Source organism: Microbulbifer sp. ABF4_148, assembly GCF_056158985.1.
On the sequence record NZ_JBSWUI010000001.1, the window covers coordinates 1,860,263 to 1,883,673 of the forward strand.

A 23,411-nucleotide genomic window follows, 5' to 3' on the forward strand; every position below is an offset into this window, starting at 1 on the left:
AATCCCGCCCATGTCAGATCTTCCCATTTATGCCGTGTTGCCGGAGTTGAAAGCGGCACTGGCGGCAAACCCCAACGTTGTCCTGCAGGCGCCCCCCGGCGCGGGAAAAACAACTGCTGTGCCGCTGGCACTGCTCGACGCCGATTGGCTGCGCGGACGCAATATCATCATGCTCGAGCCCCGCCGTCTTGCCGCGCGCAGTGCCGCGCGTCGCATGGCGCAGCTGCTCGGGGAAAGCGTTGGCCAAACGGTGGGCTACCAGGTCCGGGGAGAACGCCGCCACGGTCAACAGACACGTATTCTGGTGGTGACAGAGGGCGTGCTCACGAGGATGCTGCAATCGGATCCCGAGCTGGAAGGTACCGCACTCGTCATCTTCGACGAGTTCCACGAGCGCAATCTGCAGGCGGACCTCTCCCTTGCGCTGTGTCTGCAATCTCAGGAGGTCCTCAGGGAGGACCTGAAGCTGCTTGTAATGTCTGCAACGCTGGATACCGAGGGCGTGTCGGGTTTGCTCGGTGGAGCAGAGTCGGGCCCTGTTCCGGTGGTGATCAGTGAGGGGCGCAGTTTCCCGGTGGAGGTGGACTATCTCCCACCCCGACAGCAGCCCCAGGATGTCCGTGAGATTCCCGCCCTGATGGCTCGCAAGATTATCGAGTTACTCGATGAAAAAGCGGGCAGTTTGCTCGCATTCCTGCCGGGCGTGGCCGAGATTCGTCAGCTGGAAAAGCTGCTGAAAGAACGACTGGCGACGAGAGACAATGCGGTATTGCTGGCACCCCTCTATGGCGATCTCGATCGCCAGCAGCAGGACGCGGCCATTGCCCCGGCCCCGGACGGTCAGCGCAAGATTGTGATGGCCACCAATGTGGCGGAAACGAGCCTCACGATTGATGGCATTTCCCTGGTGGTTGATTCCGGGCTGATGCGAGAGTCGCGCTTTGATCCGAATAGCGGGATGAGCCGGTTGCTAACGACTCCGATCTCTCGGGCTTCGGCGACCCAGCGCAGCGGTCGTTCCGGCAGGCTCGGCCCCGGCTACGCGTTGCGCCTCTGGACAGAGTCTCGCCAGCAGTCGCTGCCATCGAAGAACACCGCCGAGATTCTCCTTGGTGACCTGACCCCTCTAGTGCTGGAGCTCGCACAGTGGGGGATTGCCGATCCGACAGAATTGCGTTGGCTGAACGTACCTCCGCCAGGCCCCTTTGAACAGGGGCGAGCGTTGCTTGCTGCTCTGGGCGCGCTGGATGCGGATGGACGGATTACCTCGCATGGCGCACTGATGCTGTCGTTGGGCCTGCATCCCCGTCTCGCCCATATGTTGATTCGCAGTCAGGACTGGGGGCTGCAATCGGAGGCGAGCTTGCTGGCGGCGCTGCTGTCGGAGCGGGATATTTTCCGCGGCGAACAGCGCTGGGATCGGGACATTCAAAAGCGCATGGATGTGTTGCAGGGGACAACCAGGATCGATCAGGCAGATCGCGGCGCTATCCAGCGTATCCGCCAGCAGGCACGCAGCTGGATGCAACAGCTGCGTCAGCATGCGGAAGCGGAGCAACCGATTGCGTCCGGCCCGCACAGCAGTGATGCCGTCGGCGTTCTGCTGGCGTTGGCCTATCCCGACCGAATTGCGCAAAATCGACGTGATCGCGATCGCCGCTTTTTGTTGTCCGGTGGGCGCGGCGCGCATTTTTCTCATGAGGATCCCCTGGCCCACGAAGAGTTTCTCGTCGTCGCCGAGCTGGATGGTGAAGGGCGCGATGCGCGTATTCAACTGGCGGCACGTATCCCTCGACAGGCATTGGAAGCGGGCTTTGCCGGTCCCGTAACGCGCAACACCTTTGTGCGCTGGGACCAGTCCGCAGCCAGGGTGGTGGCCCGTGAGCGCCTGATGCTTGGCGGCCTGGTGCTGGAAGAGCGTCCAGCGCGAGACGTTTCCCCCGAACAGATGAGCAGCGCACTGCTCGATGCGATCAGACAGAGCGGTCTCGACAGCCTTCCGTGGAGCAGGGAGGCCCTTGCGTTGCGGGCGCGAGTGAATTTTCTCGGAAAGTATCTGCCAGTTTACGGTGATCTCGCTCACCTCCAGCTGCCTGACTGGAGTGACGCCGGCTTGCTCGAAAGTATGGAATCCTGGTTGCTTCCACACCTGCAGGGATTGAGTCGTCTGGAGCAGCTGCGCCAGCTGGATTTACGCGGGCTACTATTGGCGCAGCTATCCTGGGACTGCCAGCAGGCACTCGATCAATTGGTGCCCACACACCTGCAAGTGCCGAGCGGATCACGCATCGCGATTCGTTATGAAGAGGACCCGCCGGTGCTCGCCGTCCGTTTGCAGGAGATGTTCGGCCTGGTTGAAACGCCGGCAATATTGTCTGGCCGCGTTCCCCTGATGCTGCACCTGCTGTCGCCGGCGCAACGTCCGGTACAGGTTACCCGGGATCTCGCGAGTTTCTGGGAAAATACCTACGAAGAAGTAAAAAAAGAATTACGCATTCGCTATCAAAAGCACTATTGGCCAGATGATCCGCGCGTAGCGCAGGCAACCAATAAAACAAAAAAACGCATGTAATGTATGCGGGCATGGCAGGGAAACACGATGTCGGAGCTAACGGGCAGTATCGAGATTTGGGACGATGAAAAAGGTTACGGATTTATCCGATCGGTGACGGGTGCGGAAAGACTGTTTGTGCACATTACCGATTATAGTCGGCGGCACCGCAGGCCTGAGGTGGGCCTGGCGGTGCGGTTCAAACTGTCCCGTGACAACAATGGCCGCGAGCGCGCTATTGCTGTTCGCCCAGTGAGCGGGCATCGGCCGGAAAAAAAGGTGGCGACTTCTGCTGGTGGAAATTTGCTGGCTGTCGCTGTCCTGTGGGTCGCTGGTTTTGGTGTGTTAATGGTCTATCTGCAGAATCAGCGCGGATTGCCTCCGCTGATCCCGTTGCTGTATCTGCTGCTGGCCGGGGTGACGTTTATTCTGTACTGGCTCGACAAACGAGCGGCCAGGGCGGGACGTTGGCGGACTCCCGAGATAACTCTCCACGTCTGGTCGTTATTGGGTGGCTGGCCGGGTGCGATGCTGGCTCAGGGAATATTCCGACACAAATCGAGCAAACGGGGATTCCGTCGCGTGTTCTGGTTGACGGTGTTGGTAAACCTGGGTGGCCTTGGCTATCTCGCAACACACGAGGGCGACCGATGGCTGCGAAATACCCTGCCTTATGAAGTTCGCTACCCGGTTCCCCACCTGGAGCGAATATGGCGCGAGATCAGTTCGCAGCAGTGGTGACTGGATCGAGCTGGTCGCCGGCTTGTCGAAAAAGCCGCATCAACGCTGAACGGGTTTGTAGGTGACAACGGGCGCCCGAAAAAGGCGCCTGTTAGATCCCCATTTCCTTGCGAGATTCCCCATCTCTATATATCTAGAGTCTTACCTAGAGGTAAATAACAAGTGGGATTCTGGCTATGTTGCGAAACTCCGCCGCCTTTCTGTCGGCCTTTTTGTTGGCTGCATGTACGTTACTCTCGGCCGCGGGCGCCAGTGCCGCGCCTCCCAGCCTGCCGCCGGGGACTCCGAAACCCAATCAATTCTGGTGGCCAGAACAACTGGATTTATCTCCGCTGCGCAGCCATTCGGCGGAATCCAATCCGCTGGGGCCAGACTTCAATTACGCCAAAGCCTTCAAGACGCTCGACCTGAATGCCGTCAAGAAAGATCTTGAGGCCTTGATGACCAATTCCCAGGAGTGGTGGCCTGCCGACTTTGGTCACTACGGTCCATTGATGATCCGCATGGCATGGCACAGTGCCGGTACCTACCGGGTGACGGATGGCCGGGGCGGCGCGGGCGGCGGTCAGCAACGATTTGATCCGCTCAATAGCTGGCCGGATAACGCCAACCTCGACAAGGCCCGGCGCCTGCTCTGGCCGATCAAGCAAAAATATGGGGAAAAGCTTTCCTGGGCGGACTTGATGGTGTTGGCTGGCAACGTAGCGCTGGAGTCCATGGGGTTCGAAACTTATGGATTCGCCGGCGGGCGGGAAGATGATTGGGAACCGGACCTGGTGTACTGGGGGCCGGAGACCAAAATGCTCGATGACAAGCGCTACGAGGACGACCGTCAACTCGAGCAGCCATTGGCAGCGGTGCAGATGGGCCTGATCTATGTGAACCCGGAGGGTCCCAATGGCAATCCGGATCCGGTGGCAGCCGCCAAGGATATTCGGGAAACGTTCGCGCGCATGGCGATGAATGATGAAGAGACTGTCGCCCTGATCGCCGGAGGACATTCGTTCGGCAAAGTGCACGGGGCGGTGAAAGCAGACTGTATCGGTCCGGAACCTGCGGCGGCCGATATTCAGGAACAGGGGTTGGGCTGGAAAAACAAATGTGGCAGTGGCAATGCCGACGATACCTTTACCAGTGGTCTCGAGGGTGCCTGGACGGTGACCCCCGCCCAGTGGAGCATCAACTACCTGCAGAACCTGTTCAATTTTGACTGGGTAAAGACGAAGAGCCCTGCAGGTGCCGTGCAGTGGATTCCGAAAGACAAAAATGCCGCGAGCCTGGTGCCAGATGCCCACGATCCGTCCAAGCGTCACGCACCCATTATGCTGACTACCGACTTGTCGCTGAAGTTTGACCCTGCGTATCGGGAGATTTCCAAACGTTTTCTGGAAAACCCTGATGAGTTCAAGCAGGCGTTTGCCAAGGCGTGGTACAAGCTGACCCATCGGGATATGGGGCCGCAATCACGCTATCTGGGTTCCGAAGTGCCAGATGGTGCGCTGCTGTGGCAGGATCCGCTGCCCACCACCAAAGGGGGGACACTGTCGGGTGCCGATGTCGCTGCACTGAAGTCAAAAATCCTCGGGTCAGGACTCACTACGCCGGAACTGGTCCGCACTGCCTGGGCGTCCGCTTCGACATTCCGTAATTCTGACAAGCGCGGCGGTGCCAACGGTGCACGAATCCAGCTCGCGCCACAGAAAGACTGGTCTGCCAATGAGCCTGCCGAGCTGTCCAAAGTACTGGATGGGCTGCGCAAGATCCAAAGTGAATTTAATCGGGGCGGCAAACAGGTCTCGCTCGCCGATCTGATTGTGTTGGGTGGGTCCGCCGCCATCGAGCAAGCCGCGCAGAAAGCGGGTTACAAAATTGAAGTTCCCTTCCGGCCTGGCAGGGTCGACGCCACACAGCAGCAGACAGATACGGGATCATTTGCTGTGCTGGAGCCTACCGCCGATGGTTTTCGCAATTACTATGCGAAGGGCAATGTCAGTTCACCGACGGAAATGCTGGTGGACCGTTCCAGTCTACTCAACCTGACCGTGCCTGAAATGACGGTGCTGATCGGTGGCATGCGGGTATTGGGTGCCAACAATGGCGGTTCCAAGCATGGTGTATTCACCGACCGTCCGGGCGTCCTCAGTAACGACTTCTTTGTCAATCTTCTGGATATGTCGACCCAATGGAAAAAGGCCCCGCAGGGGGAGGGAATCTATGAGGGCGTGGACAGGAAGAGTGGCCAACGCAAGTGGACGGCCACACCGGTCGATCTGATCTTTGGCTCCAACAGCGAATTGCGGGCGGTTGCCGAGGTCTACGCGTTCAATGGTGCCGGAGAAAAATTTGCACGTGACTTTATTGCCGCCTGGAACAAAGTGATGAATCAGGACCGATTCGACTGATTATTGGTCTTGTCACGCCTGCCTGACCACCTTTACTGCTTGACGGGGCCTGTCATCAATCAGGCCCCGGTACTTTTCGCTCGACGACTTCTGCCATAGCAAGCTACTTTCACCCATGATGCGTACCTGCAGATCCTGACGCCGGTGGGCATCACTCCCCCCAGTGCTCTCGGATCCAGTGCGCAGGCTTGGTGAAGTGGTGCAGTTTCTTTCCTTCATAGCCCTGCAGAGCCTGATGAGGATGCGGCAAACCGTGGAAGGCGACGATGCTGGGCTCTCCGACCCGTTCCGGTGTACGCGGAGACAGCACATAGTTCAACGGAAAGCCGCGGCGGCAGTGGAATTTAAAGCTGCGTACCCAGGCGTCAGGCCAGTAGCACATCTGGTCGCGAATACACTCTGTCAGATAGGTTTGCGGTGGCCACCACTGCTGCAGTGCCTGCTGCTTTTCGTTCTGGAATTTTTCGAGAATATATCCGCACGCATTCGCCGGAAAACGGAATACGGAGGAGTTGCCGATTTCCGGGCGCGCCCGAAAGAACGTCTTGTGCGGCGATATCCAGTTGTGAATGATGCAAATCTTGTCGGGCTGATAGGTAAAAAAGCGATCGAGATTTTGACAAACGACGATATCCAGATCCAGGAACAGCGTTGGCCCCTGCAGGTCGCCCAGTGATTCGCTGAATACACTGAGCTTGCGCCAGGTTGTATTGCCCAATCTCCCCTGGATGCCGAGATCGGGTATGGGCAGTGTCTCAACTGTGGGTAATAGCCCCGAAGGGTCATCGGTCAGGCAAACAAAGCGGTGCGGCAATGTCAGCCAGCGACGCACTTGTTGAGACAATCGATTGACGTACTCGGGGCCATACTTCGGCCCCCACTTCATACAGAGTACATTGACACTGGCTGCTGGCTCTGTGTTCATACTGATTTGTCCGTTAAGATGGCTGCGCTGACCAGAGCGTAAGCTTTCGGTATGACAGTAATTCGACAGGTTTGGTGAAAATACGTTGAAGGGTATCAGGTAACATGCTGACTCCCGGATAACGAGGAAGCCAGAAGCCAGAAGCCAAAAGACAGGGCAGGGAGTCAAAGTGAACGTTGTACCCGCGGATATCAGAGATCTTGAAGCAATAGCCAGTTTGTTTGATTGCTATCGGCAATTCTATGAGCTTCCGTCAGACGTCGACCTGTGTCGGCAGTATTTGGGGGAGCGCTTGCGCGCAGCGGATTCCCGGATTTTTGTCGCGCGTTCCGGCGATCGAATCAGGGGGTTTGTGCAGATGTACCCAACTTTTTGCTCGCTTGCGGCTTCGCGTATTTTTGTCCTGTATGACCTGTTCGTTGAACCTGATAGCCGCAGAGAAGGCGTCGCAGAAGCGTTGATGGAAACCGCTGCAAACTATGCACGAGATGCGGGTGCGGTGAGAATCGACTTGATGACGGGGAAATCCAACTTCGCGGGCCAGCACCTGTATGAGAAGCTGGGCTATAAAAAGGCCAACGAAGCGTTTTTCAGCTACGAACTCACGCTTTGAACCACGGTTAACATCTATTCACGGAGAGCAAGCGCAATGACGGAATTCAAACCCTGGGGACTGGAGCAGAGAACTTTCCTGATGCTGCTCCACTTGAGCCAGTTGGCAGGGTTTATCATCCCCTGGGCCGGTCTCATTCTGCCGGTTGTGATGTGGGCGACTACCCGGGACCAATCTGATGAAATTGATCGTCATGGCAAGGTGATTATGAACTGGATCATCAGTGCCATTATCTATTCGATTATCTGCCTGATCCTGGTGTTCTTTGTGATCGGGATCTTTGGTCTGTTTGTACTGATGTTGCTCAATATCGTGTTTGTTGTCGTTGGGGCCGTCAAGGCGAATGACGGGATTCTCTGGCCATATCCCCTGAGCATCCGCTTTTTCCATTAGTCTTGCGCCGGAGTCGCGTAACGACCATCAGGTGTGGCACGTGGCAACGGAAGGTAGTTGGTATCGGTCCATGTCGCCCAGGGAGTGTCCTTGTGGAAAACTACCACTCTGGGCGGGTGACGCGGGCGGCTAGGGACTGATAAACAACTTTCGGCGATAGAGCCAGTGGAGAATGATCCACTGTACTGCCAGCACGCCGATGACAATCACCAGGTGACCGGCGTCTGCAGAGGTGAGTGCGGAGGCAATCCCGCCAAACAGGCTCTTGCTGGTGTAGGTCCAGTTCACCAGGCTAGTGGCCATGTAGACCAGAATCGCGTTGCAGCCGATCACGGCAAATAGCGTGGTAAACCTGCGCCATTTCCAAATATCCGCGACCAGGTAGAAACTGCCAAGAAATAGCAGGCTACAACCGATGGTGACCAGAGAGAAAGAACTCGTCCATAAATCTTTATTCACCGGGTAAACCAGATTCCATATCCAGCCGAGCAGGAAAGTGGTGAGCCCCGCGAGGAGCAGGCCCCCGAGTAGTTTGCGTGGCTGGTCAGCGTGCAGATGCAGCCAGCGGCCGGCAAACACACCGGCGAGTGCGTTGGCGACGGCGGGCAAGGTAGACAACAGTCCTTCAGGGTCGTAGGGCTTGCCCTGATACGTGATGCCTGGCAGGCAGCACTGGTCCACTGCCGCATTAATAGAACCCGAGGCGGTGAAATCTCCCAGCCCGAGTTGCACGAGCCAGTAGCCAAACAAAATGCCAGCGAAAATCAGATATTGGATGGTCGGTCGAAAGTGCCAGACAATCAGCGCGGCAAAAAACCAGGCAAACCCAATGCGGGCGAGTACGCTCGCAAAGCGGATTTCGGATAGGTCAGCGGGCATACCTGAGCCCCAGCCGTGGTTATAGAGGACACCGAGACCAATCAGGATCAGCAGCCTTTTTATCGCTTTCTTGTGGGCAGTCTGGCGTCGCTGTGGTGGCTGGCCCCGCAGGGTTTTATTGGCCAGACCGAGGGTAACACCGGAAAGAAAGATAAACAGCGGAAAAATCAGGTCGTAGAGCGTGAAGCCATGCCACACGCTATGCTGCATTTGGGTCTGCCCCCAGGCAAATGCGCCAAGCCCGGTCAGCGCGAACAGCGGAGCGAAGAGTGATTCGCCCCCGATGATCCAGAACATGTCGAAGCCGCGCAGGGCATCGACGGATGCCAGGCGCCGGCGGCCAGTGGAGGTGTTGTCGGTCTGTTGTTGCATGGTACTACTTGATTCCGTGCCTGATGCCGTGGGGTTGGCATTGCCCGCTGGAGGCGCAGGCGATGCCGGGTTGTGTTTGCTGGTCTTTGTCTGAGTTGACCGATGGATCAAAGTCCACAGGGGGAATCGAGTCGCGGTTGCCACTCGGTGACTGTATCGCGATAGGTCACCTCATTGCTCCGCAGGGTTTCCACCGCCTGCTGTACCTGGGCGGGTGTCAGTATCTTGCCCGCCTGATGGTAGACCCAGTCTACATCCTGTTCATACAGGCGCTGTTCTTCTGAGTCGATCAGGCCTTCCTGGGCAAACCACAGGTTGAAGTTGATGGACATCGGTGCTTCCGGGTACACATGGGCGCTGTGCTCTGCGAACTGCTCACCATCCACAAAATAGCGGATACGCTCATCGGCGACCTGTAATACCAGCGTATGCCAGCCAGCGAAACTGCCTTGTTTTACAGTGTATTCATTGTCCTTGATAAAGGGATTCAGTTTGAATGTTTCCCAGCTGGTGGCAAATAACCCGTGGTCTTCCTCTCCCCAGCCGCCATTGGCGAGATATTCGAAATCCATTTCGCTGTAGTCGGGGTCCATTGGCGCTGCCAGCGGACTGATGGTGTAGAAGGTCTCGATAATCTGGTCCCCATCGGGACCCTGGCTCGGCGCGTCACGGAAATACACGCGTGCGGCATAGGTGCCGTCGAGGTATTTTCTCTGGTGACAAAATTGCGTATGCCGCGTGTTTTCTCCGCGGCCGCTGGTATAGGAGGCCATGCGCAACAGCGTATTACCCGGATTGGCTTCGTCGTCCAGAAAACTGATGCCCTCCGCGGACCAGCGGGCCCCGGTGACTCCCGGATGTCCGGTTTCTGTGCGAACACGCCAGGTGTTTTGCTCCATTTCTGCAAGGGAAGAATAGCTGAAGTCATCGAACAGGACGGCCGCTTGGGCTGCTGGCTTCTCAGTGCTGCAAGCAGTCAACATTGTTGCCAGTGCGGCGATTAATGTCAGGCGGGCTGTTCGATATAGCTCGGTTGTGGGCATCAGTGAAAATCCTTGCTTGTCAATAAAAAGGCCCCGGAGACCGGGGCAAGTACAGGAACATTAACCTGTAACAACTTCAGAGAGAGATTTGCAACATCCTGTCGAAACAAACGGGGGCTTCCTGCCCCCGCCGGGACTCAGTTCAGGCTGCAGACAAATTCCCAGCTGCCGTCGGGGCTACCGGGAACCGAATTGGTCCACCACTTTGCCCGATAAACGCTGCCGTCATGGATGATTTGCTGACCGCCGCTGGCGTGGTCGCCAGAGGGCCACTGTGGATAGGTCACCAGTCCGCTGGTATCGACACCGGCATCGACGCAGCTACTTCCTCCGCTACCTCCGCCAGTGCCGCCGTCGCCACCACCAGCAAGCGTCGCCAGTGGCAGTTCCGGATGCTCGAACGCCAGTGCGTACGTCGTGCCGTTCACGGTGGCCGTGTAGGCCTGCGGACCGGAGACCGGCAGGTAGTAGTTCATGGTCATATCCCAGGTCTCGCCATCGGCAAGATCCTGCCAGCCCGGCAGGGCGAAGCGCACACGGTGGAACTCGTTCTCGAGTCCGCCGACATTGCCGCCACCGGTGTTGGCGCCATCCTCGATGACCTCAAGACCGGCACCGCTCTGGTCGGAAATGATGTTGGATGTCGACGTCGGCATGTCGAACTCAAACACGGTACCGCCGGGCAACACACCACCGGTGTTATTGGTGATATACAGTTTGGGGTTGAGCGGGTAGTTCTGGTCGCCGAGTTTGAATCCGGAAATCTCGATGCCCACATCGATTGCTTCGGACGGGGTTATGCGATCGCTGCGCTGCTCGCGGTAGGGGGCCGCGCTGGCAAATTTGTCGTAGGCGAGGGTGGTCAGGGTGGAGCCCATATAGTACTCGCCCTTGGCAGCATCCCAGTCGTAATCACCGGCGAGCTCCCAGAACATGATGCCACCGACACCCTGGTCAATGACGTACTGCACCTTCGCATCCATTGACTCTTCGTCTTCGGTGGAGATGTACACACTCTTGCTGCTGTTCCACAGCCACGGTGCTTCAGAGACTGCGTCATAGTTGCGTACGTACGTGCCCACAAACGCATCGTCCGGGTCCCCTGCGGGATCGAGGCCGTAGTCGGTGACATAGGAACCGAGGATGCCATTCTCCAGGTTCTTGGCATGCCACATGGGATTGGAGCCGGCCCCCATTTCTATCCCGTTCTCATCCAGGTCGTGCCACATATTGTCGATGCCAATCGCACCGTAACCGCATTTGGCGGAACCGCCGGTACCGGTCGGACAGTCGGACTGGTTCGGCAGTGCAGCGGAGCCGCCCAGACCGTTATTGCCACCGCTCACGCCCTGCCAGCCACGCGTGTAGTAGGGAATACCGATATTGATTCGGCCGGGGGACATGGATCCGCGGAAGTACTTCACTGCCCAATCGATATTCAGGTAGCCAATACCGCCGTACTGGGAAGTGGAGTAAACACTCGCTGCGGCCAGCTCGGGATCCTCGCCGTTGTCGTAGAGCGCAGAGTTGTGACCCACATATTCATTCCACGCACCGTGGAGGTCGTAGGTCATGATGTTGACGTAGTCCAGGTACTGGGTAATCTGCATGGTTTCCATGCCGCGCAACAGGTAACCGGAAGACGGCGAGGCAATGGTCAGCATGTAGTGGGTACCGTCCTGCTCGCCCGCAACGTCCAGCTTCTCGCGTAAGACACGCATCAACTCAACGTACGATTCCATCAGCGAACCGCGCAGCGGATTGGCGACGCCAAAGTCCAGCGGATTGCCGGCATCGTTCATCGAGGTGGGGTATTCATAGTCAATATCCACACCGTCGAAACCGTACTGGCGAATAAAGTCCACGGCGGAATTGGCAAATGTCTCGATACCGGCATGGTTGATACTGCCGTCCGCGTTGGTGGTCATGGTATAGAAACCACCGTTGTCGACACGATCGCCATATTCATTGAAGTAACCACCGGTTTCCGCCCAGCCACCGACGGAAATCAGAGTACGTACTTCCGGATGCTGTTTCTTGAATTTATTCAGCAGGTTGAAGTGGCCCTGATAGCTAAAGTCCGTATCCATTTCCGCGCCGCCGATGCCGGGCCAGGTCATGCCTGTGGCCGGGTTGGCGGGATCGGCGGTGTTGCCAACGGACACTTCGTTGTTGTCATTGATATGCGCGAAGGCGTAGTTGATATGGGTGATCTTGTCCCAGGGAATATCGTTCACCAGATACGTTGGCTGGCCGTTGGCGCCATTTCTCCAGCTGGTGAAGTAGCCGATGATACGACGCGGGTGATCAGCGCCCATGATTTCCCGGCCTTCCGCGGTATAGATATCGCAGTAGTTCGGTGAAGTCCCCGGGCTGGTAAACAAACCGTCAGGGCGACAGGGGAAATCACTTACCACCGGTTCACCGTTGACGGTGATTGAAACCTGGGCGGAATCCGTTGACTGCTCGGCACTATCAAACGCCCTGGCGAACACGGACGCACTACCCGGAGTGGCGACCCAGTCGACACTAAACGGTGCGCTCGTGTCTTCGCCAACCTTTTGCCCGGCGACGAAGAACTCCACTCTGGAAATCGCACCCTCGGCGTCACTGGCAGTCGCGGCGATGCTGACACTGGCGCCTTCCTCAAACACACTGCCGTCGATGGGGCTATCTAGTGCCACGGATGGTGGGTTATCGGGTGTGCTGACGTCGATGCTGGCTGAGGCTGATTGGGTGCTCTGGCCGTCGTTGTCCGTGGCTACCGCATGCAGGACATGATTGCCCTGGGCTGCCGTCCAATCGGTGGAATAGGGCGCGCTGGTATCACTGCCCAGGCTGTTCCCATCCACAAAAAACTCTACCGATGTGATATTGCCATCGGCATCACTGGCACTGGCGGTGATGACGACAGATGCGCCGGTATCAAACTGGCTGCCGTCCGCGGGGCTATCGAGCGAGACGACAGGCGCTTGTGGGCCGCTCGCGGAAACGGTGATGGCGACGTCTGTGGTAAAGGCGTCCTGCCCGGCATTGTCCACAACGCGCGCACGCAGTACTGGGCTACCGGCGACGGCGTTCCAGCTGGCCTGCCAGGGCGCGCTGGTATCCGTTCCGATAGAGACGCCATCGACGAAAAATTCGACGCTGACGACCTGGTTATCGTCGCTGGCGTCGACAGAAATGATAACGCTGTCATTTTCATTGAAAGTCGTACCCGGCAAAGGGGCGGTGATGGAGCCGGCCGGGGGCTGGTCGGCAGCGCCGTCACAGGCGCCCTGCAACGTCCACTCCTGATACTGGCCGGAGAATTGCTCCGGGTTCTGGTTCTGCGTCCACAAGTTGGCCCGATACGCATTGTTGTTGTACTGGACTTCCGCACCACCGTTATAGGCGGTGGCAGCCTCCCAGTCCGGGAGGCCCGTGCAGTCCACGGCGTGGGCCTGGCCAGCGCCAAAGATCGCCACGGCAAGACCGCCGAGCGCGAGTGATTGTTTCATTGGGTTCACCTTGAGCAAGTTATTTTTGTTGTTGGTCATCGGCAGTTAGGTGATGCGATCGCCAAAATGACACCGCTGTCAAAGTATCAGCGAGTCTATGCCCGCGCAATGCGAAAAGGAACGTTTTGATGACAGGTGCGGAAAACAAAGAGGATTTCGGTGACATCAGGGCTTAGTTGTGATCCATGTCACGATCAAAACGGAACTTTAGGCGAATATGACCGGAGCAAGGCAACGCGTCTTGTTTCCTGGTCCGTGATGTTATCGATCAGGATTGAGGAGAGAAACGAGGGAGCGCGCGTGAGTTGGAAGCGGCAATGTCCCGCAACTTTCAATGGCGTCGATGATCGGTGCCGTTGTGGGACACCACTCCGTTCGCAGGCCGGTAAGGGGCGCGCACGAATAACAAAACTAAATGGAAGCCTACATGAAGCCAATCAATCTACTGAGTAACCCGACTCTGCTGGCGGTAGCGATCGCCGCAGCATCCAGCCCGGTCCTGGCCCAGGAACAAGCCCAGCAAGCTGCTGGAGAGCGAGTCATGGAAGAGGTCATCAGTATCGGTACCCGCGTGGAGGGCCGATCCGCAGCCGATTCCGCCGTGCCGATCGATATCATTACCGGTGATGATTTCGTGAATCAGGGGGACTCAGACCTCAATTCCTTGCTGCGTAACGTTGTCCCCTCCTATAACGTCAATACGCAGCCCATCAGTGATGCTGCCAGCCTTGTTCGTCCGGCCAACCTGCGTGGCCTGGCTCCGGATCACACCCTGGTGCTGGTCAACGGTAAGCGCCGTCACCGTGCGGCTGTGATTGCCTGGCTGGGTAATGGGGTTTCCGATGGTGCACAGGGTCCGGATATCTCGCAGATTCCTTCTATTGCCCTGCAGCAGGTCGAAGTGTTGCGCGATGGGGCTGCAGCTCAATATGGTTCTGATGCGATCGCCGGGGTGATTAATTTCTCCCTGAAAGAGGATGCCGAAGGCGGTGCCATCGAGGTGAAAGCGGGCCAGTTCTACGAAGGTGACGGTCGCACCTTTACGGTAGCTGGCAACTACGGCATGCCATTTACCGCCAACGGCTTTGTGAATGCCAGTTTCGAAGTGGGTTCTGCAGATGACACCGATCGCAGTGTGCAGCGCCAGGATGCCGCGGACCTGATTGCGGCAGGCAATACCGATGTTGCCAATCCGGCGCAAGTCTGGGGGCGTCCAGAAATTTCTGATGACCTGAAGACCGCAGTGAACCTCGGCGTCGACCTGGGTGGCAATAAAGAGTTCTATGCGTTCGGTAACTATGCCAGCAAGCATGTGGATGGCGGTTTCTATTTCCGTAATCCGGAAACCCGCAACGCCGTATTCGCCTCCGGCGGTCAACCACTGATTGGTGATCTGGATCCCAGTAACGGTCTGGACAGCTGCGATGGCTTCACCCATGAACAGGCAATCGCCAGCGCGGAGTGTTTCTCGTTCCAGGAACTGTTCCCCGGCGGCTTCACCCCGCGCTTCGGTGGTGACGTTACCGATCTCGCGGGTGTAGCGGGCGTGCGCGGCGAGCTGGCGAACGGCTGGGGCTATGACGTCAGCGCCTCGCTTGGCTACAACGATGTGGACTTCTTCATTTACAACACGGTTAACGCCTCGCTCGGTCCGCAGACGCCGACCACCTTTAATCCGGGTGACTACACCCAGCTGGAGAAAAACTTCAACGTTGATTTCGTCAAGTCATATGACGTTGGGCTCGCTTCCGATTTGAACGTCGCAACCGGTTTCGAATGGCGGGATGAGACATTCGAAATCACCACTGGTGACCAGGCTTCCTACGAGATTGGTCCGCTGGCGGCGCAGGGCTTCAGTGCAGCCTCCAACGGCTTCCCGGGGTTCAGTCCGCTGGCTGGTGGCAAGTGGAGTCGCTCCAACATCGCGACCTATGTGGATCTGGAAGCGGATCTGGTGGAAGGTTGGCTGGTTGGCCTGGCCGTACGTTTTGAAGACTTTGAAGACTTCGGAACCACGACCAATGCCAAGCTCGCCAGTAACCTCGAAATTACCGATACCTTCTCACTGAGGGGTTCTTTGAGTACAGGTTTCCGTGCACCGACTCCGGGCCAATCCAACGCGTTTAACGTTTCGACTGAATTCGATGTGGCGTTGAATGATCTGGTGAACAACGGCACCATTCCCTCCACTAACCCGGTAGCGCAACTGCGCGGTGGCGAGGCACTGGATCCGGAAGAGTCCACTAACTGGACCCTCGGCGCTGTGTTCTCTGTCGGTGCTGTCGATGTGACCGTCGACTATTTCAATATTGAAGTGGAAGACCGCATCGCTCCGTCCCAGCTGTTCTCCCTAACCCAGCAGGAAGTCGATAGCCTGGTTGCTTCCGGTGTTACCAGTGCCGCAAACCTGCAGAACTTCCGGTTCTTTACCAATGATTTCGATACCACCACCAAGGGTATCGATATTGTTGCAACCTATGGAACCGATGCAATCGGTGACAATACCGACTTCAGCCTGGCGTTTAACCAGACCCAGACCAGTGTAGACAGCTTCACACCGGGCATTATTGACGATACCCGAATTCGTGAGCTGGAAGATGGTTTGCCGGAAACGCGTTGGAATTTGTCCAGTAATACCGTGGTGGGTGACTGGCGTTTCCTTGCCCGTGTGAGCTATTACGATGACTGGTTTGATTCTGAGGATGCGCAGGACTATAGCGGGGAGACCTTGCTGGACGCCGAGGTGGCTTATTCCTTTACGGATAATGCCTCGGTAATCCTGGGTGCACAGAACGTCCTGGACCAGACACCGGAAGAAAATCCTGGTGCCCGGGGTGGCGTGGGCAACCGCTACAGTCAGTTCTCGCCGTTTGGTTTTGAAGGTGGCTACTACTACCTGAGAACCCGTTACGAGTTCTGAGTCGGATGACTTCCGGGCTAGTCCCGGGAGTCTTCCCCCATAAAAAAACCCGCTGCATGCGGGTTTTTTTATTTGGTATGACCGTATCGGCTACATATCCCAGAGCGAGTTCGTTGCCATCGACAGCGTAATCCGTTCCTTGTCCTGTATGTGCTTCAGGTCCTCGAACACTTCTTTCACCTCGGTCGACTCTATCGAGCCGTGAACCGACTGGTACAAATCGGAAAAGTATCGATCGACCTCCCGTCCTACCTTGTTGATCTCCTGGATATCGGGCGGATCACTGAGGTTGAGATGGCGAATGAAGTCCTGAGGCGATTCTTCATTGGTGTATTGCAGCCAGGTTTGCATGACTTTGTTCTGCGCAACCTGGCCATAGTGGGATAGATTTTTCGCCATGCGCTCCTCATGCTCAAGCATGTGCTTCAACAGGAGCCTCGTGCGATTATCGTCAGACCTGTCATACAGGTCACTGTATAGATGGGCAATATCGAGATGGAATTTCTCAGCGTCTTTCAGGACTTCGTACGCTTGCTTGAACGTTTTCATAGGCATGCCTTCGCGGAAATTGCTGTTGTTATCAGTGTTGCAATCGTCCTTGTCTCGTTAATCCACATTCCTCACTATTGGTTATAGCGCATTAATCCAGTTGATCAAGAGTTGAGGAAAAATTCCGAAAACCAGTAATGCGACTGTCAGTATTGATACCAGAAGCTGGCCTGGTACCGCAACGGCTTCCGTTGCAGAGAGTGACGGTTCCGGGGTTTCCTCTCGCTGAACCATAATCAATAGCAATCGCAAGTAGTAGTAAAGCCCCAGTGCACTGCCGACCACTACGGCGCCAAGCAACACCCACAGTTGTCCCTGTACTCCGGCGGCAAAGATATAAAACTTGCCGATAAATCCGATCGTCAGTGGAATACCTGCAAGTGAGAGCAATATCGCCCCGAAGCAACTGGCGAGGAGCGGCTGCCGCCACAGTAATCCCCGATAGTGCTCGAGGTGAAACGGGTTTTCACGCTGATTTGATGGAGGGGTATCACCGCCTGGAAGATTTGGCGCTGCAGCGTCCGCAATCAGGCTCACTACAGCGAAGGCACCGAGTGTCGTAATGACGTAAGCGACCAGATAATAAATCACGGCTTCGACACCGAATGTGCTGCCACTCAGCATAAAGGCGACAAACAGGTAGCCAATATGCGCGATTGAGGAATAAGCCAGGAGCCTTTTCACATCTTGCTGCAGCAGTGCCAGAAGATTGCCGACCAGCATCGAACTCACCGCCATCACCACCAGCATTGTATTCAATGCAGGTGCGGACAGCAGCTCCAATTCGGAAAACAAGCGCAGCACAACCGCGATGACCGCTCCCTTGCCAATCGTCGCAATGAGAGCGGTAACCGGGGTGGGTGCACCCTGATAGACATCCGGTGTCCAGATATGGAAGGGCACCAAAGACAACTTGCAGGCGGCGGCCACCAGCAGCAGGGTAAAGCCGGCGGGCATCAGCAAATCTGGCGTTTGAGATGATCGCAGCGCCGCGGCCGCGGCGGAAAATTCGAGACCACCGCTACCGGCATAGACCATTGCGATCCCAAACAGCAGGAGGGCGGAAGAAAGTGCCGACAGGATTAAATATTTGGTGGAGGATTCAAGGGAAAGTAATTGCTCCCTTTCGCTGGAGCGCTCGCCGATGACGGAAAAACCCAGTAGTGGATAGAGAGCCAGCCCCATCAGCTCGAGCGAGAGGAACAAGCTGGCGAAGTGACTTGCACTCGCCAGGCAGCAGCTTCCCAATATGACCAGCAGTAACAGAATGTAAAATTCCTCCGGGAGGCTGCCGGGTACAGCGTCGCACTGGCGCGCTTTCAGGTAGTGATAACCGAGAAAAGCCACCGGTATTGCAGCCAGTAGCATCAATACCTGAAAAAACAGGGCTCCATAATCCATCAGGAACAGGTCGGTGACCTCGATGCCTGCCCGATCGGGTAAGCGTCCTGCGACAATGAAACAGCTCCAGATCGCCAGTGCAAGGATCGCCAGCGTTGCGATCAATGCGCCGCGGTGATTTCGCCAGAAGGAGACCTGCAGCAGTAGCCACACAATGCCTGCCGAAAGAATTAACAACGGTAAGATCGCAAGAAGTTCCTGACTCGTCATGGTTAATCTCCCTTGTCGCTAGCGTTCGAGGGCGACCGGTACGGGTTGCTGTCTGCGCGGGCGACCACAGTTCCTTCTTTGTCGGGTCGGGAAAGCGTGGATATGTCCGCAGGCGTCTCTCTGACGACCTGGGCAACAGCAGGGGCGGCAGTATCGAATACCAGCTGGGGCTTGAGGCCCAGGTAAACCAGTCCCGCTGCCAACACCAGCATGGCGGTGCAATCACGCAAGTTCAGGTCCGGCAATGTGGAGCCTGGTTTGGGGTTTGCCCGCCGGGACTCGCCAAAGAATGCTTGCTGTACCATCACTAGTGCATACAGCGCCGCGCCAATCATCCCGAGGGCGGCCAGTACGGTCATCCAGGGGTGGTCGGCAAAGGCGCCGAGCAAGACCATGAATTCTGCGATGAAATTTCCCAGGCCGGGCAGGCCCAGTGATGCGATTGCGAAAAACAGTGCGATCGCCGAGAGACGCGGGACTTCCGTCCACAAGCCGCCCATACCGCTCATGTCACGAGTATGCAGGCGGTACTGGAGCGCACCGACGAGAGCGAACAGTGCTGCGGTACTCAATCCGTGGGCGATCATCTGCATGACGGCCCCCTGAATGGCAATCGTATTGAGTGCGTACAACCCGAGGAGCACGAAGCCCATGTGGCTCACACTCGAATAGGCAACCAGGCGTTTCATATCCCGTTGTGCAAAGGCCAGTATGGCGCCGTAGACAATACTGATTGCGCCGATCCCCATGGCCACCGGGGCGAACTGGACTGAGGCATCGGGGAACAGCGGTAGCGTGAAGCGGAGCAAGCCGTAGGCACCGGTTTTAAGGAGGATGGCCGCCAGTAGAATACTGCCCGCGGTTGGTGCCTGGGTATGGGCATCGGGAAGCCAGGTGTGCAAGGGAGCCGCTGGCAGCTTCACCACAAACGCAATGAAGAAGCCGAGCATCAGCCAGTAGGCGGTCGCAGGGGACATCTGGGCGCCCAGCAGATCCAGATAATTAAAACTGACCTGACCGGATGCGCGATAGTGGACGAACACCAGCCCCACAATTGCGATCAGCATTAGCAGGCTACTGGCCTGGGTGAAGATAAAGAACTTAATGGCAGCGTAGGTGCGCGCTTCATGCCCCCAGATGGCGACCAGCAATAACATGGGGATCAACATCACTTCCCAGAAGAAGAAAAACAGGAACAGGTCGATGGCGGTGAAGGCACCCACGACGCCAGCCAGTGTCCACAAGTAGTTCAGGTAAAAAAAACCGCGTCGAAAGTGGATTTCGTTCCAGGTGACGAGCAGTCCAAATACGCCGGTAATAAGAGTCAATACCAGGAGCAGGTAGCCCAGCCCATCCAGCGCGAGGAAAAAACTGATACCGAATCTGGGAATCCAGGTGAGCTCGAATGTTTGCCACCATTGTGGCTGCACTGTGCCGAGGGGCTGGTATTCGGCGAGCGGTGTGGACAGTTGTGCAGTGAGTTGGGGGACAAAGGTGGCTGCCAGTGCGAGGGCAAGCAAGACCGATAGCAAGGTGATCCAGCGACTGAAACCGGGTATCAGGCGCTCGCTTTGCCAGGCGAGAATGCCGCCCCCGAGCAAAACACCAATGATGAGTGCGATTGTCATATGGCCACCAGGATTGCGAGAAGTAAAATGGACCCGGCGATAATCGTCGATAGATACCAGCGAATCTGACCGTTCTGCGTACTGCTCATCAGTAAGTGCAGGTTGCGGCATGCCGAGGTAATACCCCGGTACATGCCGTCGACGATGTCGTTTTTATTCAGGTTTGCTAGCCACTGGAAAGGATGCACCAGCAGGCCACGATAGATGGCGTCGAAACCCCAGCCGCTGTACCACCATTTCGCCAGCCACCCTTGGGGGCTGACCGGCAAGAGATCAAAACGGAACAGGCAGTAGGCAATGATCGCTCCGATGATGGGAGTCGCGATGAGAAGCACTTCCACCCAGGCTGACGGGTTGCCGCTAATACCCGCAGGGAAGATTGCCTGGACAGGCGGAGCGATAAGGCCGCCGGTTAATGCCAGTGTGGCGAGAATCATCAGTGGCGCCGCCATGATGCCAGTGTTGGCATCGTGGCAATGGGACGAGGCCTTGCCGGGTGCCCCAAAAAAGACCAGGAAAAGTAGGCGAAAACTGTACACTGCGGTGACCAGTGCCCCAATCACACCGGCCAGCCATATTGGACTGAAGCCCTCGAGGCTCTGCCAGGCCTGCAGGAGAATCTGGTCCTTACTGTAGAACCCCGAAGTAAAGGGCAGTGCAGCGAGGCAGAGGGTCCCTGCGGTAAAGCAGATAAAGGTCAGGGGGATTTTTCTTCGCAAGCTCCCCATTGCACGAAGATCCTGCTCATGGTGCAGACTGAGAATCACGGAACCTGCGGCGAGAAACAGCAACGCCTTGAAGAAGGCATGCGTCATCAGGTGAAATACCGCACCGGACCAGGCGCCGACCCCGAGCCCGAGAAACATGTAACCAATCTGGCTGATCGTGGAATAGGCGAGCACTCTTTTGATATCAGTTTGCACCAGTGCACTGCAGCCGGCGATGAGTAGTGTCAGTGCGCCCGTCCAGGCCACTGCCTCCATGGCCAGTGCAGACGAGAGAAACAGAGGGTGCATTCTGGCAATCAGGTAGACGCCGGCGGTTACCATGGTTGCCGCATGGATCAGGGCACTGACCGGAGTCGGGCCGGCCATTGCGTCGGGCAACCAGGTTTGCAATGGCAGCTGTGCGGACTTTCCGACAGCCCCACCGAGCAAGAGCAGCGCGGCCAGCGTGAGCATGTGGTCATTGACTGGCGATGTGGCGACCGCATTGTTGAGTGCAGTGATCTCCAGTGTCGCGAATCGACTGAATAGCAGAAACAGTCCGATCGCCATTGCTGTGTCGCCGATACGGGTAACGATAAATGCCTTCCGCGCGGCTGCGCCATTGTCCGGGTTGCGGTACCAGAATCCGATCAGCAGATAACTGCACAACCCGACTCCTTCCCAACCCAGGTACAGCAGCACAAGGTTATCCGCCATGACCAAAATAAGCATCGCACAGACGAACAGGTTCAGGTAAGAAAAGTAGCGACGGTAGCCCGAATCGCCACGCATATAGCCCGCCGAGTAGAGGTGGATAAGGAAACCGACCCCGGTGATGACCAGAAGCATCACCTGGGTGAGCCAGTCGACCCGGAATGAAAAGCCCAGGGAGAGGCCGCCGACTTCCAGCCATTGCCAAAGATTGACGGTCAGCACGGCATCGGGCTTGCCGAAAAATATCGTTAGCATCAATGTAAAGGACAGCAGGGCAGCAAGCCCAATGCTCCCCACGCCGATACAAGCTGAAAAGGTTTCCGAAGGTTCGCGCCCGGTCAGCAGCGGATAGAAAGTGAGTGTCAGGAAGCCCAGTAAGGGTAGCAGTGCTATCCAGCCAGTCAGTTGCTCCATGCTAACCCCGCATCCAATTGAGTTGGTCGATATCCACTGTGTGGCGCCGACGGTACAGCTGTAACACCAGTGCCAGTGCAATTGCTACTTCGGCAGCCGCAAGGGTGATGATGAAAATAAACATCACCTGTCCATCGGCATTGCCCCAGTACGCGCCGGCAATAACGAAAGCCATTGCGGCGGCATTCGTGCAGACTTCAATGCTCATTAGCATAAACAGGATATTGCGCCGGACCAGCACCCCGATCAGCCCGAGGCAGAAGAGTATCGCCGCAAGGAGCAGTCCGTGCTGCAGCGCCGCAACCGGTGTATCCGCTAGCATATTTATTCCTCTTCCTGAACGGTGGAGTGACGACGGGCGAGATGAAAGGCGCCCACGAGACCTGCAAGCAGGAGCATGGAGGCCAGTTCGACCGCAAGCAGATATCCACTAAATAGCGCGATACCCACATCCCGGGCACTGATATAGCTGAGCGTGGTATGGGCATTGCCTGCGCCCGAACTGCTACCGGCGATTAGTGACGGGGCGAGCAGCACCAGCAGCGCCGCGGAAAGGCAGCAGGGCAACAACCAGGTCCGAGGCCTCAACCATTCGCTTTCCTGCGTGGTGGCGGCATCGCCCTGGTTCAGCATCATGATGACGAAAACCATCAGCACCATGATCGCGCCCGCATAAACAATGACTTCCAGGGCGGCGGCAAAGGGAGCGCCCAGTTGGAAAAAAATCACCGCTGCGGCCAGTAGCGAAACAACCAGATGCAATAACGCATGGACCGCATTGCGGCTCACGATGACCATTGTGGTGGCGGCGATGGCGACCAGGCCGACCAAATAAAATGAGATTGACAGCACGGTGATCTCCTTATTCTTTTTTGATGCCTGTGCGGGTATCTATCCCATGGTAGATATTTCCCGAACTAGAGATTCAGAGCGGTGACATTAATCGGTTCTGCCTCCCGGTCGGCCTCTCCCTTGTCTTTGCCGGCGATGGCTTTACCGGACACCTGATAGAAACTGTACTCGTGGTACTTCCCAGGTCCGCTGATCAACAGATCCTGTTTTTCATACACCATGTTTTGCCGGTCGTATTCACACATTTCGAAGTCCGGCGTGAGCTGGATCGCATAGGTTGGGCAGGCGTCCTCACAGAGCCCGCACATGATGCAGCGGGAAAAATTGATACGAAAAAATTCTGGCCGCCAGCGGCCGTCCTCATCTTCTGTTTTTTGCAGGGAAATACAGTCGGGCGGGCAGGCAACTGCACACAAATTACAGGCGACACAGCGTTCTTCCCCATTCGGGTCGCGGGTGAGCACAATACGACCGCGGTAGCGCGGCGCCAGGTAAGGCTTTTCTTCCGGGTACTGTACCGTGGCATTGCGGTTAAACAGGTGGCGGAACACCAGCCACATGCTGCGTAGTTGGCTAGCGATCATGACGGGTCTCCGC

At 56.8% G+C, this 23,411-nt stretch carries 17 protein-coding genes; 6 read left to right on the top strand and 11 right to left on the bottom strand.

Going from position 1 to position 23,411, the window contains the following annotated elements:
• Positions 1 to 10: 10 nt before the first annotated feature.
• The 3 genes from hrpB (at position 11) to katG (ending at position 5,694) form a co-directional block, all read left to right on the top strand.
• Positions 11 to 2,572, top strand: a complete 2,562-nt coding sequence (gene hrpB, locus ACXAD0_RS08050; protein WP_475087854.1) for an ATP-dependent helicase HrpB — start codon at positions 11 to 13, stop codon at positions 2,570 to 2,572.
• Positions 2,573 to 2,599: 27 nt separating this feature from the next.
• Positions 2,600 to 3,292 (top strand): DUF1294 domain-containing protein, encoded by a 693-nt coding sequence (locus tag ACXAD0_RS08055; protein WP_475087855.1) that lies wholly within the window; start codon positions 2,600 to 2,602, stop codon positions 3,290 to 3,292.
• A 179-nt stretch (positions 3,293 to 3,471) separates the two neighbouring features.
• A complete protein-coding gene (katG, locus tag ACXAD0_RS08060; RefSeq protein ID WP_475090343.1) occupies positions 3,472 to 5,694 on the top strand; it encodes a catalase/peroxidase HPI in 2,223 nt (740 codons plus the stop codon).
• Between the two features lie 151 nt (positions 5,695 to 5,845).
• Here katG and ACXAD0_RS08065 read toward each other — a convergent pair whose 3' ends face one another.
• Positions 5,846 to 6,619, bottom strand: a complete 774-nt coding sequence (locus ACXAD0_RS08065; protein ID WP_475087856.1) for a glycosyltransferase — start codon at positions 6,617 to 6,619, stop codon at positions 5,846 to 5,848.
• Between the two features lie 169 nt (positions 6,620 to 6,788).
• Here ACXAD0_RS08065 and ACXAD0_RS08070 point away from each other — a divergent pair, with 169 nt between their 5' ends.
• Together ACXAD0_RS08070 and ACXAD0_RS08075 are read left to right on the top strand one after the other, a co-directional pair.
• The gene (locus ACXAD0_RS08070) at positions 6,789 to 7,232 is read left to right on the top strand and encodes an N-acetyltransferase family protein (RefSeq protein ID WP_475087857.1); all 444 of its coding nucleotides are present in this window, start codon (positions 6,789 to 6,791) and stop codon (positions 7,230 to 7,232) included.
• Positions 7,233 to 7,268: 36 nt separating this feature from the next.
• Positions 7,269 to 7,625, top strand: a complete 357-nt coding sequence (locus tag ACXAD0_RS08075; RefSeq protein ID WP_475087858.1) for a DUF4870 domain-containing protein — start codon at positions 7,269 to 7,271, stop codon at positions 7,623 to 7,625.
• A 129-nt stretch (positions 7,626 to 7,754) separates the two neighbouring features.
• On the opposite strand, the gene nagX is transcribed toward ACXAD0_RS08075, so the two are convergent.
• The 3 genes from nagX to ACXAD0_RS08090 form a co-directional block, all read right to left on the bottom strand.
• Positions 7,755 to 8,876: a transmembrane glucosamine N-acetyltransferase NagX gene (gene nagX / locus ACXAD0_RS08080; protein WP_475087859.1), complete on the bottom strand. Its 1,122-nt coding sequence runs from the start codon at positions 8,874 to 8,876 to the stop codon at positions 7,755 to 7,757.
• Positions 8,877 to 8,983: 107 nt separating this feature from the next.
• Positions 8,984 to 9,919 carry a glycoside hydrolase family 16 protein gene (locus tag ACXAD0_RS08085; RefSeq protein WP_475087860.1) on the bottom strand — a complete coding sequence of 312 codons (936 nt, stop codon included), beginning with the start codon at positions 9,917 to 9,919 and terminating at the stop codon, positions 8,984 to 8,986.
• 137 nt (positions 9,920 to 10,056) lie between these two features.
• Positions 10,057 to 13,419: a chitinase C-terminal domain-containing protein gene (locus ACXAD0_RS08090; protein ID WP_475087861.1), complete on the bottom strand. Its 3,363-nt coding sequence runs from the start codon at positions 13,417 to 13,419 to the stop codon at positions 10,057 to 10,059.
• Positions 13,420 to 13,846: 427 nt separating this feature from the next.
• Between ACXAD0_RS08090 and ACXAD0_RS08095 the strand changes: the two genes are divergently transcribed.
• Entirely contained in the window at positions 13,847 to 16,339 is a 2,493-nt protein-coding gene (locus ACXAD0_RS08095) for a TonB-dependent receptor plug domain-containing protein (protein ID WP_475087862.1), read from the top strand.
• A gap of 90 nt (positions 16,340 to 16,429) precedes the next feature.
• Here ACXAD0_RS08095 and ACXAD0_RS08100 read toward each other — a convergent pair whose 3' ends face one another.
• The 7 genes from ACXAD0_RS08100 to nuoI all read right to left on the bottom strand — a co-directional run bounded on the left by ACXAD0_RS08100 (position 16,430) and on the right by nuoI (position 23,398).
• On the bottom strand, positions 16,430 to 16,888 hold the full coding sequence (locus ACXAD0_RS08100) for a hypothetical protein (RefSeq protein ID WP_475087863.1): 459 nt from the start codon (positions 16,886 to 16,888) through the stop codon (positions 16,430 to 16,432).
• Positions 16,889 to 16,969: 81 nt separating this feature from the next.
• Positions 16,970 to 18,499, bottom strand: a complete 1,530-nt coding sequence (locus ACXAD0_RS08105) for an NADH-quinone oxidoreductase subunit N (RefSeq protein ID WP_475087864.1) — start codon at positions 18,497 to 18,499, stop codon at positions 16,970 to 16,972.
• A 2-nt stretch (positions 18,500 to 18,501) separates the two neighbouring features.
• Positions 18,502 to 20,127 (bottom strand): NADH-quinone oxidoreductase subunit M, encoded by a 1,626-nt coding sequence (gene nuoM, locus ACXAD0_RS08110; protein ID WP_475087865.1) that lies wholly within the window; start codon positions 20,125 to 20,127, stop codon positions 18,502 to 18,504.
• Positions 20,124 to 21,962 (bottom strand): NADH-quinone oxidoreductase subunit L, encoded by a 1,839-nt coding sequence (gene nuoL, locus ACXAD0_RS08115; protein WP_475087866.1) that lies wholly within the window; start codon positions 21,960 to 21,962, stop codon positions 20,124 to 20,126. The genes nuoM and nuoL overlap by 4 nt, the downstream gene beginning before the upstream one ends.
• 1 nt (position 21,963) lies before the next feature.
• The gene (nuoK, locus tag ACXAD0_RS08120; RefSeq protein ID WP_475087867.1) at positions 21,964 to 22,284 is read right to left on the bottom strand and encodes an NADH-quinone oxidoreductase subunit NuoK; all 321 of its coding nucleotides are present in this window, start codon (positions 22,282 to 22,284) and stop codon (positions 21,964 to 21,966) included.
• A 2-nt stretch (positions 22,285 to 22,286) separates the two neighbouring features.
• Positions 22,287 to 22,814: an NADH-quinone oxidoreductase subunit J gene (gene nuoJ / locus ACXAD0_RS08125; RefSeq protein ID WP_475087868.1), complete on the bottom strand. Its 528-nt coding sequence runs from the start codon at positions 22,812 to 22,814 to the stop codon at positions 22,287 to 22,289.
• A gap of 65 nt (positions 22,815 to 22,879) precedes the next feature.
• On the bottom strand, positions 22,880 to 23,398 hold the full coding sequence (gene nuoI, locus ACXAD0_RS08130; protein ID WP_475087869.1) for an NADH-quinone oxidoreductase subunit NuoI: 519 nt from the start codon (positions 23,396 to 23,398) through the stop codon (positions 22,880 to 22,882).
• Positions 23,399 to 23,411 lie beyond the last annotated feature (13 nt).

Coding starts and splice junctions, on each gene's coding strand:
- hrpB (WP_475087854.1), top strand. CDS start 11: ATGTCAGATCTTCCCATTTATGCCGTGTTGCCGGAGTTGAAAGCGGCA.
- ACXAD0_RS08055 (WP_475087855.1), top strand. CDS start 2,600: ATGTCGGAGCTAACGGGCAGTATCGAGATTTGGGACGATGAAAAAGGT.
- ACXAD0_RS08065 (WP_475087856.1), bottom strand. CDS start 6,619: ATGAACACAGAGCCAGCAGCCAGTGTCAATGTACTCTGTATGAAGTGG.
- ACXAD0_RS08075 (WP_475087858.1), top strand. CDS start 7,269: ATGACGGAATTCAAACCCTGGGGACTGGAGCAGAGAACTTTCCTGATG.
- nagX (WP_475087859.1), bottom strand. CDS start 8,876: ATGCAACAACAGACCGACAACACCTCCACTGGCCGCCGGCGCCTGGCA.
- ACXAD0_RS08085 (WP_475087860.1), bottom strand. CDS start 9,919: ATGCCCACAACCGAGCTATATCGAACAGCCCGCCTGACATTAATCGCC.
- ACXAD0_RS08090 (WP_475087861.1), bottom strand. CDS start 13,419: ATGAAACAATCACTCGCGCTCGGCGGTCTTGCCGTGGCGATCTTTGGC.
- ACXAD0_RS08095 (WP_475087862.1), top strand. CDS start 13,847: ATGAAGCCAATCAATCTACTGAGTAACCCGACTCTGCTGGCGGTAGCG.
- ACXAD0_RS08100 (WP_475087863.1), bottom strand. CDS start 16,888: ATGAAAACGTTCAAGCAAGCGTACGAAGTCCTGAAAGACGCTGAGAAA.
- ACXAD0_RS08105 (WP_475087864.1), bottom strand. CDS start 18,499: ATGACGAGTCAGGAACTTCTTGCGATCTTACCGTTGTTAATTCTTTCG.
- nuoM (WP_475087865.1), bottom strand. CDS start 20,127: ATGACAATCGCACTCATCATTGGTGTTTTGCTCGGGGGCGGCATTCTC.
- nuoL (WP_475087866.1), bottom strand. CDS start 21,962: ATGGAGCAACTGACTGGCTGGATAGCACTGCTACCCTTACTGGGCTTC.
- nuoK (WP_475087867.1), bottom strand. CDS start 22,284: ATGCTAGCGGATACACCGGTTGCGGCGCTGCAGCACGGACTGCTCCTT.
- nuoI (WP_475087869.1), bottom strand. CDS start 23,398: ATGATCGCTAGCCAACTACGCAGCATGTGGCTGGTGTTCCGCCACCTG.